General features: G+C 68.1%; 12 protein-coding genes. 2 read left to right on the top strand and 10 right to left on the bottom strand.

From position 1 onward, the window contains the following. Positions 1-16 precede the first annotated feature (16 nt). From H590_RS15960 to H590_RS0109495, 4 genes are all read right to left on the bottom strand, one after another. On the bottom strand, positions 17-841 hold the full coding sequence (locus tag H590_RS15960) for an IclR family transcriptional regulator (RefSeq protein WP_051238424.1): 825 nt from the start codon (positions 839-841) through the stop codon (positions 17-19). Positions 842-922: 81 nt separating this feature from the next. Then, the gene (iolB, locus tag H590_RS0109485) at positions 923-1,807 is read right to left on the bottom strand and encodes a 5-deoxy-glucuronate isomerase (protein ID WP_028703363.1); all 885 of its coding nucleotides are present in this window, start codon (positions 1,805-1,807) and stop codon (positions 923-925) included. 37 nt (positions 1,808-1,844) lie between these two features. Next, complete coding sequence (locus H590_RS0109490; protein WP_028703364.1) at positions 1,845-2,864, bottom strand: Gfo/Idh/MocA family oxidoreductase; 1,020 nt, start codon at positions 2,862-2,864, stop codon at positions 1,845-1,847. A gap of 51 nt (positions 2,865-2,915) precedes the next feature. Continuing rightward, positions 2,916-3,791, bottom strand: coding sequence for a sugar phosphate isomerase/epimerase family protein (locus tag H590_RS0109495; RefSeq protein WP_028703365.1), 876 nt, complete (start codon positions 3,789-3,791; stop codon positions 2,916-2,918). Positions 3,792-4,590: 799 nt separating this feature from the next. Here H590_RS0109495 and H590_RS15965 point away from each other — a divergent pair. Then, positions 4,591-6,276, top strand: coding sequence for an MFS transporter (locus tag H590_RS15965; protein ID WP_197720498.1), 1,686 nt, complete (start codon positions 4,591-4,593; stop codon positions 6,274-6,276). 48 nt (positions 6,277-6,324) lie between these two features. Then, entirely contained in the window at positions 6,325-7,197 is an 873-nt protein-coding gene (locus H590_RS0109505) for a sugar phosphate isomerase/epimerase family protein (RefSeq protein WP_028703366.1), read from the top strand. A 97-nt stretch (positions 7,198-7,294) separates the two neighbouring features. Here H590_RS0109505 and H590_RS0109510 read toward each other — a convergent pair whose 3' ends face one another. From H590_RS0109510 to H590_RS0109535, 6 genes are all read right to left on the bottom strand, one after another. After that, positions 7,295-8,314: a Gfo/Idh/MocA family protein gene (locus H590_RS0109510; RefSeq protein WP_028703367.1), complete on the bottom strand. Its 1,020-nt coding sequence runs from the start codon at positions 8,312-8,314 to the stop codon at positions 7,295-7,297. Positions 8,315-8,385: 71 nt separating this feature from the next. Then, positions 8,386-10,107, bottom strand: coding sequence for an NAD-dependent malic enzyme (locus H590_RS0109515; RefSeq protein ID WP_028703368.1), 1,722 nt, complete (start codon positions 10,105-10,107; stop codon positions 8,386-8,388). Between the two features lie 142 nt (positions 10,108-10,249). Beyond that, positions 10,250-11,356 carry an alcohol dehydrogenase catalytic domain-containing protein gene (locus tag H590_RS0109520; RefSeq protein ID WP_028703369.1) on the bottom strand — a complete coding sequence of 369 codons (1,107 nt, stop codon included), beginning with the start codon at positions 11,354-11,356 and terminating at the stop codon, positions 10,250-10,252. Positions 11,357-11,759: 403 nt separating this feature from the next. Then, complete coding sequence (iolD, locus tag H590_RS0109525; protein ID WP_028703370.1) at positions 11,760-13,664, bottom strand: 3D-(3,5/4)-trihydroxycyclohexane-1,2-dione acylhydrolase (decyclizing); 1,905 nt, start codon at positions 13,662-13,664, stop codon at positions 11,760-11,762. Between the two features lie 206 nt (positions 13,665-13,870). Then, entirely contained in the window at positions 13,871-14,806 is a 936-nt protein-coding gene (locus tag H590_RS0109530; protein ID WP_028703371.1) for a transketolase family protein, read from the bottom strand. Between the two features lies 1 nt (position 14,807). After that, positions 14,808-15,665 (bottom strand): transketolase, encoded by an 858-nt coding sequence (locus H590_RS0109535; protein WP_051238428.1) that lies wholly within the window; start codon positions 15,663-15,665, stop codon positions 14,808-14,810. Between the last annotated feature and the right edge of the window lie 150 nt (positions 15,666-15,815).

The following is a 15,815-nucleotide window of genomic DNA, read 5'->3' on the forward strand; positions in this document are numbered from 1 at the left end:
GGTCTTCCTATCCCAGCTATCCCAGCACCGGGGCATGGTCCGCGTCATGGGCGATCCCCTCGTGGTGGCCGAGCCGGGCGGACACGTCGGCGGCGGCCCGGGAGACCAGGTCGGCGGGCGGGCGCACGGCGCTGGTGCGGGCGTGGGCCGGGTCCACCCCGGTCAGCGTGATGGCCCCCTCGATCTCACCGCGCCGGTTGAGCACGGGTGCGCCGATGGTGGCGACTCCCGGGGAGGTCTCCTCGAGGTCGATCGCCAGGCCGGTGCGTCGGGCCTGGTCGGCGTCGGTCCGGAACCGGTTGCGGGTCTGGGCGGTGCTGCGGCCGCTGGGCCGGGTGGCCAGCAGCTGCTCCAGGGCCGCCTCGCGTTCGGAGGCCGGCATGAAGGCGACCAGGAGCAGGGAGGCGGCGCCGATGTCCAGCGGCAGGGAGTCCCCGACGCGCAGCGAGAACTGCGCCGAGACGAGGTCGCTGACCACCTCGATGCACACCGCCCGCAGGCCCCGGCGCACATACAGCGACCAGGTTCCGGCGGTGCTGGAGCGCAGCGGCCACAGCACGTCGCGGCTGATCCGCTGGATGTCCAGCCGGCTCTCGACCAGCCCGCTCAGGGTCACGATCTTGGAGCCGATCCGGTAGCGGCCGCGCTGGGTGCCGTGCTCCACCCAGCCGGCCTCGCACAGATTGGCGACGAGCCGGTAGACGGAGCTCACCGGCTCCCCGATGCTCTCGGCGATCTGGGGGACGCCGGCCTGCCCCAGCGCACGCAGCGTGTCGAGCACGGCGTTCGCCTTCGAGACGATCTCCACGCCATTGCCGAGCTGGGCTGTCGTCATGGTCATAACACCTATCACAGGAAGAACTGCGCCAGCGGCGCGTCGCGTCGCTGGCGCAGTTCCCGGTCTCGTCGGGCGGGGTGTCGCTCAGTGGAGCGGCAGCCGGGGATCGATCGGCTGGCCGGTCAGGGAGTCGTTGACCCAGGCGTCGTGCGGATCGACGGTGACATTCCACTCGCGTGCGCCGGGTCCGGCCATCACATTGAGGTAGTACAGGTCGTATCCCGGGGCGGCCATCGAGGGGCCGTGCCATCCGTAGGGGATGAAGATGCAGTCCCCGGAGCGGACCTCGTCGCAGATCTCGATCGGACGGTTCTGGTCGGCGGTGGACACCCGCTGGACGGCGAACGGGTCGGTGTCGGCGGGAGCTCCCTCGGTGGACCGGACCTCGTAGTAGTAGATCTCCTCGAGGGCGTTCTCGGTGTCGGTGATCTCGTCATGCTTGTGCGGCGGGTAGGACGACCAGTTGCCTCCGGGGGTGATCACCTCGCAGACGATGACCTTGTCGGCCTCGGCCTGGCCCACGGTCCCGAAGTTGTGGATCTCGCGGGAGGTGGGTCCGTTGCCGCGCAGCTCGACCGGGACGTCCTCGGCCTTGGTGACCTTGGTGGGGTAGGCGACGGTTGCCGGGGCGCTGGCCACGGCCACCCTGCCGTCCCCCTCCGAGATGATGGTCACCTCGTGGTCGATGCCGACGTAGATGACGTCGGTCGGTCCGGCGAAGGCGCTGGGGCGTCCGCGCAGCTGGTGGCGCTCGCCGTCGACCACCACGGAGAAGGCGCCGTGGATCGGGACGATGAAGCGCTCCTCCTTGCCCTTGGGAAGGGTCAGCTCCTGGTCGGCGGTGGTGTCGGCCGCCTTGATTCCGGTGTGCTTCCAGCCCTCGAGCTCGGTCGTGGAGCCCTCGGCGCCGACCGACAGTCCCCACTTCCCCTCGGGTGCGTCCTGCCACCGGTATAGCCACTGTGTCATGTCAGTTCCTCCTGGACGTGGGTGTGATGACGGCCGGTCACTTGGCCTGACGGATCTCGTCGACCGTGACCGGGCGGTGCTCCTTGCGGGACAGGTCCATGGCGTCGCAGACGTAGAGGGCCTCCAGGGCGTCGGTGACGGTGGCCACCGAGGGGCTGCCGTCCTTCATCGCCTGGACGAAGTGGCCGATCTCCTTCTTGTAGGCCGGGATGAAGCGCGGGTAGAAGGCCTGGAAGCGGTCCCCGGCCTGCTCGAAGGTGAACCCGGGCTCGGCCGAGGTGATCGGCATGTAGGTGTCGAAGCCGACGGAGATGGTGTCCTTGGTGCCGAACAGCTCGAGGCGGATGTCGTACCCGGCGCCGTTGTTGCGGGTGGTCTGGAAGGTCACGATCGAGTCGTCGGCCAGGGTCCAGACGCCGCCTCCCTCATCGATGTCGTCCCACCGGGCGAAGTAGTCCGCGCCGCGGCTGAAGCCGACCTCGTAGACCTCCTCGATGCGCTGGCCGGTCACCCAGCGGGTGATGTCGGCGTCGTGGATGAGGCAGTCCTTGTTGATGCCGCCGGAGAACTTGATGAAGCTCTCGGGCGGTGCGGGGGTGTCGCCCATGGTGACGTTGCCGCGGCGCAGCTCGCCGATGGCGCCCTCGGCGAGGAGCTTGCGGGCGTTGGCGTAGCCGTCGTTGAACCGGCGCATGAAGCCGACCTGGACGAGCACGTCGGAGTCGTTGACGACGTCGACGACCTCACGGGTGGTGGGCACGTCCAGGGCGATCGGCTTCTCGGTGAAGGTCGGGATCTTCTTGGCGACGGCCTTCTTGATGAGCTCGGCGTGGGTGCTGGTGGGGGTGGTGATGACCAGGCCGTCGACCTTGTCGAAGATCTCGTCGGGGCTGACGGCGGTGGCGCCGAGCTCCTGGGCGATCTTCTGGGCGGACTCCGGGACGGCGTCGGCGACCAGGATGCCGCCGATGCCGGACAGGGTCGAGATGGTGCGGGCGTGGTCTGCGCCGATGCGCCCGGTGCCCAGGATGCCGAGGATGGGATCAGATGTGGACATGAGTGCTCCTGATGGTTCGTGTGGCGGGTGAGAGGAAGAGGGTGCGCCGGGTCAGTGCAGGGTGTGGAGGAAGTCGAGGGACTTCTTGACGTCGGCGACGGCGGCGGGAAGGTCGTCCCCGCTGGAGAGGATGGCGTCCTGCTCCATGACGTACCAGCCTGTGTAGCCGGCCTTCTCGAGGGTGTCGATCATCTCGGCGATCTGGGCGTCGCCCTCGCCGAGCGGGCAGAAGATGCCCTGGGAGAGGGAGTCCATGTAGGACAGCTCCCCGCTCTGGACCTTGGCGGCCACCTCGTTGTGGACGTCCTTGAGGTGGACGAAGGTCACCCGGTCGGCGTGCTTCCTCGCCAGATCCAGCGGCTTGATGCCGGCGATGGTGGCGTGGCCGGTGTCCAGGCACAGGCCGATGTCGGAGCGCTCGAGGAGCTTGTCGATCTCGTCGGCGGTCTGGATCATGGTGCCCATGTGGTGGTGCAGGGTCGGCACGATGTGGTGCTTGCGGGCGGCTGCGCAGATCCGGTCCAGGTTGGTGAACAGGGTGTCCCAGCCCTTCTCGTCGAGCACCGGACGGTCGTCGTAGCCCTTGCCGCCGGAGATCGCGGCGCAGATGATGGTGGAGGCGCCGGCCTTCTCGTAGACGTCGAGGATGTGCTCGACCTCGGGGAGGGGATCGTAGTCCTCCTTGAAGAGCATGATCGGGACGAAGCAGCCCAGGCCCTCCAGGCCGTAGGAGTCGAGCATCGCCTTGCGCTCGTCGCCGTCGTCGGGAAGGTACCCCTCGGGGCCGAACTCGGTGGCCTTGAGGCCGAGGTCCTTGACCGACTGGAGGTACTGCGCGGCCGGCACGGTCCACCCGGACGCTCCGTTGGCCTCCCAGACACCCCAGGAGATGGGTGCGGCAGCGATCCTGCTTGCCAGATCTGACATGTGTCTCGTCTCCTTCGACGATTGGTATGAACGGGCGCGCGGCCACGCCGAGGCGGGCGGGTCGGCTGTGCCCCACCGTTCCACGAACAACGGACACGTTACTGTCCATCGGCCAGAGTGTCTAGTAGGCGAGAATCAGCTAGTCAGGGCGTGACTGAATCGGGCTTCCTGAGGGGTGGCGGGTGTGCGTTCGGGGGGTGCTCCCGGGCCGCTCGAGGCGCCCGGAAGGCGTGCTTGGGGATGGCGGGGGACCGGCTGGAGAGCGGGATGGGCGGCCGACGTCATGTGGGGATCGCATCTACTCCCCGCCGGCTCCTCGTCGACCATCCCCGGGATGCGGGAGGGAGGCTGACGTGCGAGCCCCGGAGAGGACAGCACGTCCGTTGTGTGAGATAGTCCTCCCGGAGACGGGCTGCCGTTGGGTGCGCCGGTCTCCGTGAACTCATGCAGGTCTGACTCATGCAGGGGCGCGATGCGGCGCCCCGCGTCCGTGGGTTCGGCGATGCCGCCGGACTCTCGCTGAAGGGAGGGATCAACAACGACCGTTCACTGGTACGGACCCGGCGCTGCCCGGGGCAGGCCTCAGCCGATATGACGTGACATCGACTCACGACGGCCGACCGGAGTCACCGCGCAATGGCTGCGCGCAGCATTCCGGGAATTCGATGGCCTGAAGTGTGGTGGAGAAGTACTGCTGTCCTCGCGCCAGTCGCAACGATGCGATATTCCGCGATCTCAATGCTCAGCATTTCTATGACGCTGACCGAATGCGTTCGGCGTCGTCCTACATCCTCTCCGAATGAAGAAATCGGATATCATGACAAACACTCTTGATTCAGTTCACAAGTCCGAGGGAAGAACTCCCCCTCCGACTCCTGATGAGGTCAGGGACCTCGTCGAGAAGACGCCGCGATCGGGCCGGCGGGTGCCGGTCGCGCTGCTGGCCTTCGTGGCCACCCTGGGATCGCTGCTGTTCGGGTATGACACAGGTGTCATCTCCGGAGCCCTGCCCTACATGCTGATGCCCGACGCCGCCGGCGGCATGCACCTCAGCTCGGTCCAGGAGGGCCTGGTCACCGGCCTGCTGTCCCTGGGCGCCATGGTCGGCGCCATGTTCGGAGGCCGGCTGTCCGACCGGTACGGCCGTCGGCACAACATCATCCTGCTGGCGATCATCTTCACCTTCTCCACCCTGGGATGCGTCTTCGCCCCCAACGTGGGCATCCTCTTCCTGTTCCGCTTCCTGCTCGGCTGCGCGGTCGGCGGGGCCTCGGCGACGGTGCCGGTCTACCTTGCCGAGACCGCTCCCCAGCACCTGCGCGGACCGCTGGTCGCCGTCGACCAGTTCCTCATCGTCACCGGCCAGCTGGTCGCCTACAGCATGAATGCCGTGCTGGCCCACTACGCCGGCGGACCCTCCGCGGTGGTCGAGCACGACCCGACCGGGAAGTTCCCGCACGGTTCCACCCAGTCCTGGGACACCCTGCAGAGCATCGCCAACCTCACCGTGATGTCGGGCAACGGCCAGACCTGGCGGCACATGCTGGTGCTCGCCACGATCCCCGCGGTGCTGTTGTGGATCTTCATGCACTTCATGCCGGAGTCCTCCCGCTGGTACGCCGCCCGGTCGCGCTACTACGAGGCCATCGGCGCCCTCAAGCGGGTCCGCAAGGACGACGATCCCACCGTCACCCAGGAGATCGACGGCATGGTGGACCTCCACCGCGTCGAGGCCGAGGACGAGCAGTGGAGTCTGAGAACCGTCATGAGGACGCCGTGGACCAGGCGACTGCTGATCATCGGGTCGGCGGTCGGTGTGCTGGACCAGCTCACCGGCATCAACACGGCGATGTACTACCTGCCGATCATTCTCACCGCGGCCGGATTCTCCTCGGCCAGCGCGATCACCCTCAATGTGGTGACGGGAATCTTCTCCTTCATCGGATCGGCATTCGGCTTCCTCTTCGTGGGCAAGCTGATGCGTCGGCATGTCGGCATGTACCAGACCTCCGGTGTGGCCGTCTGCCTGCTCTCGCTGGCCGGCGTCTTCTTCTTCGGGATCAACAAGTACGCCGGTGCCGACGGGGCGATCTCCGGTTCGATTCCCGCGGTGCTTCCGTGGGCGGTGCTGATCATCATCTCGGTGTTCCTGTTCATCAAGCAGAGCGGCACGATCCAGTGGATCTACGTCTCGGAGATCTTCCCGGCGAAGATCCGTGGCGTCGCCCAGGGATTTGCGGTGGGCATCCAGTGGCTCGGCAACTTCGTCATCGCCTTCACCTTCCCGATCCTGATGGATCACATCGGCGGTGGCTGGACCTACCTCATTCTGGGAATCATCAACATCGGCAGCCTGATCTTCTACATCAAGATCGTTCCCGAGACGAAGACCCGTACTCTGGAGGAGCTTGAGGAGAGGTTCCGCAACAAGTACGGCACCGGGGACGCCACCGCGCAGAGCGTCACCGCCGGACACGAGAAGTGATGCAGGGGTCATCGACGACCCGCAGCGCGAGCAAGGAGGCGGGTCGCCATGACCAATGAGACTGCGGGTGGCCCACGGATGTGGGCCACCTGCTGGACCTCGGCGGGGCCGGCCAGCCCGGCCCTGGCCGATCCGAGGTCCCCGGTGAACTTTCGCGCCAGGGTCGAGACGGCCGCCCGGATCGGCTATGTCGGGCTCGGTTTCATCCACGACGACCTGGTGGTCGCCGAGGAGAGATACGGCCTGCCGACGATGAAGCAGATGCTCGACGACAACGGGCTGGCCTGCGAGATCGAGATGCTCAGCGGATGGTGGGCCACCGGCCGACAGCGCGAGCTGTCGGACCGGACCCGTCTGGACATGCTGAGGATGGCCGAGACGCTGCATCCCCGCGAGCTGAAGATCGGTCCCGACGAGGATGATCGGCCCTTCGAGATGGCGCACTGGCAGGAGGAGTTCGCCACCCTGTGCGGCCAGGCCGCCGATGTCGGCACCAGGGTCGGGATCGAGTTCCTGCCCTGGACCAACATCAAGGACCTGGCCACCGCCCGTGAGCTCGTCGAGGGTGCTGGCCATCCCGGAGGGGGTCTGGTCGTCGACGTCTGGCACACCGAACGGTTCGGGACGCCGGCCTCCGATCTCGCCGAGATCCCGGCAGAGCGGATCATCGCCGTGGAGTTGTCGGATGCCGCCGCCGGCATCGAGGGCGATCTGGTGCACGACACCCAGTGCAACAGGCGGTTCTGCGGGGAGGGGTCGTTCGACCTCACCGGTGATGTACAGGCCCTGCACCGGGCCGGGTGGCGCGGCCCCTGGGGAGTCGAGATCCTCTCGGACAGGTACCGCGAGATGCCCGTCCAGACCGGGATGATGAGGGCGTACTGCACCGCCCAGCTGGTGGTGGCGTCAGCCCTCGGCTGAGGGATCCCTCAGCCCGGACGGGCCAGAACCGACCCGGACAACCAGAGCGCGTCCGGACAACCCCAGGGTTGTCCGGACGCGCTCTGTGCGTGCGGTCTCAGCTGTAGATGGCCGGCTTGGCCATCAGGTCCAGAGGCTGCTCGGCCCCCGAACCCATCGCCTCGGCGGAGGCCTCGCAGATGGCCTGGGCGGCGTACCCGTCCCAGGCGCTGGGCCCGTCCTGCTCGCCGGCGATCACCGAGTCGATCCAGCTCTGGATCTCGATGTTGTAGGCGTCCTTGAACCGGTCGAGCCAGTCGGTGCCGATCTCATGACGCACACCGGAGGCGTCGCGGATGGTGGGGGCGAGCTGGTCGGGCAGGGCGACGTCGCCGTCCTCGCAGAGCACCGAGCAGCGGATGTCGTAGGCATAGCGTCCGAAGCACACCGCCTCGACGTTGATCCGGACCCCCGACTCGGTCCACAGCACCGCGGTGAGCGGGTCGATGAGCCCCTCGGGGGCCTTCGAGGTGGACCGCGAACGGTCGACGCGCACCCGGGTGATCTCCTCGCCGAAGAGCCAGCGGGAGATGTCGAACTCGTGGACCATCACCTGGGTGATGATCTGGTGGGACTCGAACCTCTCCCCCTGAGAGGGGTTGCGGTGCATGCAGTAGGCGAGCAGCGGGTCGCCGATCCTCCCGGAGTCCAGCACCTGCTTCATCTGCTGGTAGCCGGTGTCGTAGCGGCGCATGAAACCGATCTGGAGCAGTCGGCGTCCGGCCTTCTCCTCGGCCTCGATGATCCGCCGGCAGCCCTCGACCGAGGGGGTCAGCGGCTTCTCGCAGAAGACCATCTTGCCGGCCGCGATGGCCGCCAGGGCGGCGGCCTCGTGCTCACCGTCCCAGGCGGCGACCAGGATGCCGTCGACATCGGGACGGGCGCACATCTCGGTGATGCTCTCCGCCACGGCGTCATCGGGCAGGTCCAGTCCGGGGGCCGCCTTGTGGGCGAACTCCGGGGCGGGGTCGCCGATCGCCACGACCCGTGCGCCGCGCAGCGAGTCGTTGATCCGGCGGACATGGGCCTGGCCCATCTTGCCGACACCGAAGACGCCGATTCCTACAGTTCTTTTCATGTGAGAGTTCCTCCTTGAACGGATGATTGATCGAGAGTCGAAGATGCGGGATGACTGGGTCCGACCGGTGGTCAGATCGCCTTGACGCGTGGGTAGTCGGGGCGCCAGATGGCGTCGTAGATGGCCTGGACCGGGTTGTCCAGCGGTGCGGTGGCCAGTCCTTCCTTCTGGGCGGCCAGCGCGACGGCGAGACCGACCTGGGCCGACAGCGGCAGCAGACCGGAGATCTCGGGCAGCAGGGAGGCCCCGGCGGGTCGGGGGTCGACGCTGCGGGCCACCGTGCGGACCGCAGCGGTGATCATCGAGTCCGAGATCCGGGTGGCTCTGGCGGCGGTGACCCCCAGTCCGATCCCGGGGAAGACCAGGGCGTTGTTGGCCTGGGCGATCCGGTAGCTCACCCCGTTGTAGCGAACCGGCGGGAAGGGCGAGCCGGTGGCCACCAGGGCGCGTCCCGACGTCCAGGAGATGAGGTCGGCGGGGGAGGCCTCGGCCCGGTCGGTCGGGTTCGACAGCGGCATGATGATCGGCCGCTGGCAGGACTGCGCCATGTCTCGGACGATCTGCTCGGTGAAGGCGCCGGGCTGCGCCGAGCAGCCGATGAGGATGGTGGGGTGGACATTGCGCACCACATCGGCCAACTCGTAGTGCCCCGGCAGGTCGAGGGTCCAGCCGGCCAGCTCGGCCGCCGAACGGGCGAAGGGCTGCTGGAAGTCGCGAACCGCGATCCCCTCGCGCAGCAGTCCTCGCGATCCCAGCCCCCAGACCCGCGACCGGGCGGTCTCGGGGTCGACGCCGTCCTGGCACATCATCTGGACCAGCAGCCGGGCGATGCCGATGCCGGCGGTGCCGGCCCCGTGGATGACGATCCGCTGGTCGGCCAGGGGGGTTCCCGAGACCTGGACGGCGCTCATCACCGCGGCCGCGACCACGGCCGCGGTGCCCTGGATGTCGTCGTTGAAGGTGCAGTAGTCGTCACGGTACTTGTTGAGGATCCTGGTCGCGTTGGAGGCGCCGAAGTCCTCCCAGTGGAGCATCGCATGGGGGAACAACCGGTGCGCGGTGGTGACGTAGCGGTCGATGAAGGCGTCGTAGCGCTCACCGCGGACCCGGGCGTGGCGGACCCCGAGGTAGACCTCGTCGTTGAGCAGATCGAGGTTGTCGGTCCCGGTGTCCAGCACGACGGGCAGCACCCGGTGCGGGTGGATCCCGGCGGCGGCGGTGTAGACGGCCAGCTTGCCGATCGTGATCGCGACGCCGCCGACCCCCTGGTCCCCGATCCCGAGAATCCCCTCGGAGTCGGTCGCCACGATGAGATCGACCTCGTCGGGGCCGTGACCCATCGACAGCAGCGCGTCCTCGATGCCCTCGGGGTCGTCGATCGACAGGTAGACCCCGCGCGGCCGGTGGTACCAGTGGGAGTACTCCCGGATCGCCTGACCGATGGTCGGGGTGTAGACGATCGGCAGCATCTCCTCGATGTGCTCGGACAGCAGCCGGTAGTAGAGCACCTCGTTGCGGTCGTGCAGGGTGTTGAGGAAGAGGTACTTGTCCAGGGGGGAGCGTTGCGCCCGGTACTGGACGTAGACCCGCTTGAGCTGGTCCTCCATGGTGGTGACGCCCGAGGGCAGCAGTCCTCTCAGACCCAGCGTCTTCCGCTCCTGGGCGCTGAATGCGGTGCCCCGGTTGATGACGGCGTTGGCCAGGACCTCCGAGCCTCGGGCGGCGATTCGAAGGACCTCCCCGTGGCCGTCAAGGCCGAACTCGAAGTCGTGGTGGAGCTGGGTGGACGTCATCGTGGATCAGGTCTCCAAGGGTGTGCGGGGTGAGGTGGGTGGTGGACCCGCGGTGCCGGTTTCCCGCAGGGGCGACGTCGTGGGGATCAGTCCCTGCGACGTCGCCCCGACTCGGCACGACGGGGGCGACGCGGTGCGCCGGTCAGTCGAAGAGGATGACCTGGCGGATGGCGTTGCCGGCGGCCAGGGTGTCCATCGCCTCGTTGATCTGGTCGAGCCGGATCCTGGAGGTGATGAGCTTCTCGACGTGCAGCTTCCCGTCGATCCACATCTGGGCGTACTTGGGGATGTCGCGGGCCGGCACGGCCGAGCCGAGGTAGCAGCCGATGATGGTGCGGGCCTCGCCGGTGAGGGCGGCCGGGGAGATCTCGGAGCGGGCGTCGGGGTGGGGCAGGCCGACCGTCACGGTGGTGCCGCCGAGGGCGGTGTAGAGGACGGCGTTCTCGAAGGCGCGGGGGTGTCCGGCGGCCTCGATGACCACCGGCGCCTTGAGCCCCTTGGCGAGGGCCTCGTCGGGGGTGAAGGCCTGGCTGGCGCCGAACTCCTTGGCCTCGGCGAGCTTGGCCGGGTTGGCGTCCACGGCGATCACCTCGCCGGTGCCCTGCGCGGCGGCGGTGAGGACGGCCGACATCCCGACCCCGCCCAGACCGACCACGACGACGTCGTCGCCGGGTCCAGGGCGTCCGGCGTTGATGACCGCACCGCCGCCGGTGAGGACCGCGCAGCCCAGCACGGCGGCGATCTCACGGGGCAGTTCGGCGGGCACCGGGACGACGGACTTGCGGTTGACGACCGCGTGGTCGGCGAATCCGGAGACGCCCAGATGGTGCAGGACCGGCTTGCCGTCCCGGTGCAGCCGGATGCCGCCGCCCAGCAGGGTGCCGGCCGTGTTGGCGGCGGTGCCCGGGATGCAGGGCAGCTTGCCGTCGGTGAGGCATCCGGAGCAGGTGCCGCAGCGGGGGAGGAAGGCCAGGGTGACGTGCTGACCGACGGTCAGGTCGTCGACCCCGGGGCCGAGCTTCTCGACGATCCCGGTGGACTCGTGGCCCAGCAGCATGGGCACCGGACGGGGGCGGGCGCCGTTGAGCACCGACAGGTCGGAGTGGCAGATGCCCGATGCGGTGATCCTCACCAGGACCTCGTCCTGCTGGGGGTCGTCCAGGTCGAGCTGACTGATGCTGATCGGCCGGCTGGACGCGTAGGGGGTCGGGCGTCCGATCTCCTCGAGAACAGCTCCTGTGATCTTCATCGTGAATCTCCTTCTCGGCGGTGTGGGACGCCGGTGAGTCGTGGTCCCGGGCAGCCTGTCTCTGCGTGCTCCCGGGCCACCTGATGACGCTAGCGCAGCTAGTCAGCGGCCTGTTGCCGGGTGCTCGGCGGTGTCCCCCCCCGGGCCGGTTGGGGCAGGGCCGCCCGCGCGTCCTTGCGCGTGCCTGGATCGCCTGTGGTGGCGTGCAGCAGGGCCGCTGGAAGTGGTGATGATGTGTGGAGGTGGTGGGGTGGGCTGATGATGTGTGGAGGTGGTGGGGTGTCCCCGGGGGCGCCTGTAGGTCATCGCTGGGTCTGTGATGAGCACCCCCGGGGACGGGGCGGCTGCTGGAGCCCGAGGACCCCTGAGCGGCCGCCCCCCTGGACGGGGAGGGACCTCTCCGTCAGTTCGTGGCCGGCTCCACGTAGAGCCGCTGCTGCTCGCGGCCCTTCATGTAGACCTCGTGGGCCTTCTGGCTGGACTCGATGTGCGAGACCTCGGGAGTGGCGACCTCCCAGAAGCCCTCGGAACCGAACCGTCCGACCGGATCCACCGGGACGTAGATCGCGGTGATCTCGGTGGCGGCCTTGGCCTTGTCGAGGGCCTCGCGCAGCTCGTCGGCGGTCTCCACCGAGTAGGTGGTGACGCCGTAGCCGCGCAGGATGGCCGCGAAGTCGATCTCCAGGGGACGGGAGGTGTCCTGCCGGCCGTCCTCGCCGCGGTGGAAGAAGGTCGTCTCGAAGCCCTGGGAGCCGACGGCCACCGACAGCGAGTTGATCGAGCCGAAGCCCTTGTTGTCGACGACCAGCAGGATGATCTTCTCCTGCTCCTGGATCGCGGTGAGCACGTCCTGGTGGTACATCAGGAAGGATCCGTCACCGATGAAGGTGAAGATCTCGCGGCTCGGGTCGCCGATCCGCATGCCGAGGCCGGCCGGGATCTCGTAGCCCATGCAGGAGTAGCCGTACTCCACGCCGTAGCCGAGCGGGGAACCGGGCTTCCACAGCCGGTGCAGATCGCCGGGGATGGAGCCGGCGGCGTTGAGGACGACGTCGCGCGGGCCGGCTGCCTCGTTGACGATGCCGACGACCTCGGTCTGGCTGAGGATCTTCGCGCCCGGCTCGGGGGCGATGAGCGTGGCGACCTCGTCGCGCTGCTGCTGGGCGACCTCGGCGACGTGCGCGCGGTAGTCGGCCGGGACGGTCCAGCCCTTCAGCTTCTCGGTGAGCTCCTTGAGGGACTCCCGGGCATCGCCGACGACCGGGATCGCCGACTCCTTCTGGGCGTCGAAGGGGAAGACGTTGATGTTGACGAAGGTGGCGTCGGGGTTCTGGAACAGGGTGTTGGAGGCCGAGGTGAAGTCGGTGTAGCGGGTGCCGATGCCGATCACCAGATCCGCCTCGTTGCCCACTCGGTTGGCGAACTTCATGCCGGAGGAGCCGATGGCCCCGATGGCCAGCTCGTGATCGAAGGGCAGCGAGGCCTTGCCGGACTGGGTGACGCCGACCGGGATCCCGGTGGCCTCCACGAAGGTCTTGAGCTCCTCGGTGGCATCGGAGTAGATCACTCCGCCGCCGGCGATGATGACGGGCTTCTCGGCCTTGCTGATGGCCTTGGCGGCGGCCTCCAGGGAGGCGACGTCGGCGCGGTTGCGGTCGACGTGCCAGGTGCGGGGGGCCAGCAGTGCGGCCGGGAAGTCGTAGGCCTCGGCCTGGACGTCCTGGGGCAGGGAGATCGTCACGGCGCCGGTGTTGGCCGGGTCGGTGAGGGTGCGCATGGCGCCCAGCAGGGCGTTGGCCAGCTGCTCGGGGCGGTTGATCCGCTCCCAGAAGCGGGAGACGGAGCGCAGCGAGTCGTTGGTGGAGGTGGAGGTGCCGCGCTCGTCCTCGATCTGCTGGAGCACCGAGCCGGTGCGGCGGGTGGCGAAGATGTCGCTGGGGAAGAGCAGCAGGGGCAGCCGGTTGGAGGTTGCCGTTCCGGCGGCGGTGACCAGGTTGGCCGAGCCGGGGCCGATCGAGGTGGTGACGGCCATCGCGCCGAGCCGGTTGCGCATCTTGGCGTAGCCGATCGCGATGTCGCCCATGCCCTGCTCGTTGCGGCCCTGGATGAAGCGCAGCTTGCCGGCCTCCTCCAGCAGGGCCTGTCCCAGACCGCCGCAGTTGCCGTGGCCGAAGATGCCGAGCACGCCGCCGAAGAAGGGCTCGGAGTGGCCGTCGCGTTCGACCTGCTGGACCTCGAGGAACTTGACGATGGCCTGGGTCACGGTCAGCCGGACGGTGTCGTGAGGTCCGTAGCTGGTTGTTGACATTGGAATTCCTTCCCCGCATGTGGAGATCTGGCGACAGCTGTGTCGCGGGATGGGGGCTGTTGTGTGGACCCGTCTGCCGTGTCGGGGCCAGGAGCAGCACTCGTGCTGGATTGTCAGGTGAGTCCTCCAGCAGGACTAAACATATCAGTCAGTGGACACCGAGTCTTCTCGGCAGGTGGGTCCTGCCGAGAGCCCGGTGCCGCTGGTCACTTCGCGGCGAGGACCTTCCGGGCTGCCTTGGCGATCCACGGGGCCGACAGGTGGTACTCGTCGAGGAGGAAGTCGAGGGGTCCGACCTGACCGACCCGGTCGTGCACCCCGATCCGGGTGATCGGAACCGGATGGGCCTCGGAGACGACCTCGGAGACGGCGTCTCCCAGGCCCCCGACCACGCTCGCGTTGTCGCAGGTGACCGTCGCACCGGTGCGGCCGACGGAGGCCAGGATGGTCTCGGCGTCGAGCGGCTTGACGGTGTGGACGTCGATCACCTCGGCGTGGACGCCCTCCTTGTCGAGGATCTCGGCGGCCTTCATGGCCTCCAGCAGCTCGACCCCGGAGGCGATCAGGGAGACGTCGGTGCCCTCGCGGACGATCTCGGCGCGACCCAGCTTGAGGTCGGGGTGCTCCGGGTAGATGTTGTGGCGCTTCTTGCGGAAGGAGCGGATGTAGACCGGTGCCGGGTCGGCGGCGATCTGCGGCAGCAGGACCTCCATGGAGTGCGGATCGGCGGGCTCGACGACCTTGAACCCGGCCATCGACCGCATGATGGCGACGTCCTCGAAGGACATGTGGGTGCCGCCGTTGATCTGCGCGGAGACCCCCGGGTCCCCGCCGATGACCTTGACCGGCTGCTTGGCGAAGGCCACCGAGACCATCAGCTGGTCGCAGGCGCGACGGCTGGTGAACGCGGTGAAGGAGGCGATGAAGGGGATGAACCCGGAGCTGGCCAGACCGGCGGCGAAGGAGGTCATGTTGGCCTCCTGGATGCCGACGTCGTAGCAGCGGTCCGGGTGGGCCTTGATGACGGCCGAGGTGCCGAGGGCCCCGGCGAGGTCGGCGTTGACGAGCAGGATCCGCTCGTCCTCGTCCATCAGCCTGTTGAGGGTTGCGCCGAGTGCGGCGCGCATCTCCTGGTCAGGCATGTCAGTTCTCCTCGTTGAGCTCGGCGACCCCGGCCCGGACCTGCTCGGGGGTGATGGGCATGGAGTGGTTGGCGACTCCGGCGGCCTCGACGAAGGAGACCCCGTGGCCCTTGTGGGTGCGCATGATGATCATCGAGGGCTGGCCCTGGTGCTGCTCGGCGGTGGTGAGGGCGCGGTCGATGGCGTCGACGTCGTGGCCGTCGATGACCTGGACGAACCAGCGGAAGGCCCGCCACTTCTCGTCCAGCGGGGCGATGTCGTTGATGTCGTGGACGTAGCCGTCGATGCACATGTCGTTGTAGTCGGTGATGGCGATGAGGTTGTCCATCTTGCGCTGGGCGGCCCACAGGCCGGCCTCCCAGACCTGGCCCTCCTGGGACTCGCCGTCGCCGAGGATGACGTAGGTCCGTGCTCCCTTGCCGCGGCGGCGCTGCGCCTCGGCGATGCCGGTCGCCGCCGAGAATCCCTGGCCCAGGGACCCGCTGGTCATGTCGACCCCGGGGGTCTTGTTCATGTCGGGATGGCTGGGTAGCCGGGTGCCGGGCTGATTGAGGGTGAGCAGTTCGGCCGGGTCGAAGTAGCCGAAGTGGGCGAGGGTGGCGTAGTAGCCGGGGCCCGAGTGGCCCTTCGACAGCACGAAGCGGTCGCGGTCCGGGTCGTCCTTGGTGGCCGGGGTCTGGCGAAGGTGCCGGGAGTAGATCGTGACCAGCGCCTCGACCATCGACAGGGAGCCGCCGATGTGGCCGCTTCCCAGGCTGCCGATCTCTCGGAGGATGGAGGCTCTCACCTCGCGGCAGGTCTGTTCCAGGTCGCTCCGCTGTTCTGCGGTGAGCGACGACTGGGTGCTCAACACGGTCATGTTCTCCTCCTGGCATGCGCACCATGCGACGTTGCGATTGGCGCTTCAGTCTGTGTCGGAGTCTAGGTGTGACGCTGTCCCCGACAGCTCCAGATAGTATCAATCAATAGACGGGATGTCTATCCATTGAGAGCAGGGACTCGGCTTGTG

Origin of the sequence: Acidipropionibacterium jensenii DSM 20535 (assembly GCF_000425285.1) — a bacterium.
GTDB lineage: Bacteria > Actinomycetota > Actinomycetes > Propionibacteriales > Propionibacteriaceae > Acidipropionibacterium > Acidipropionibacterium jensenii.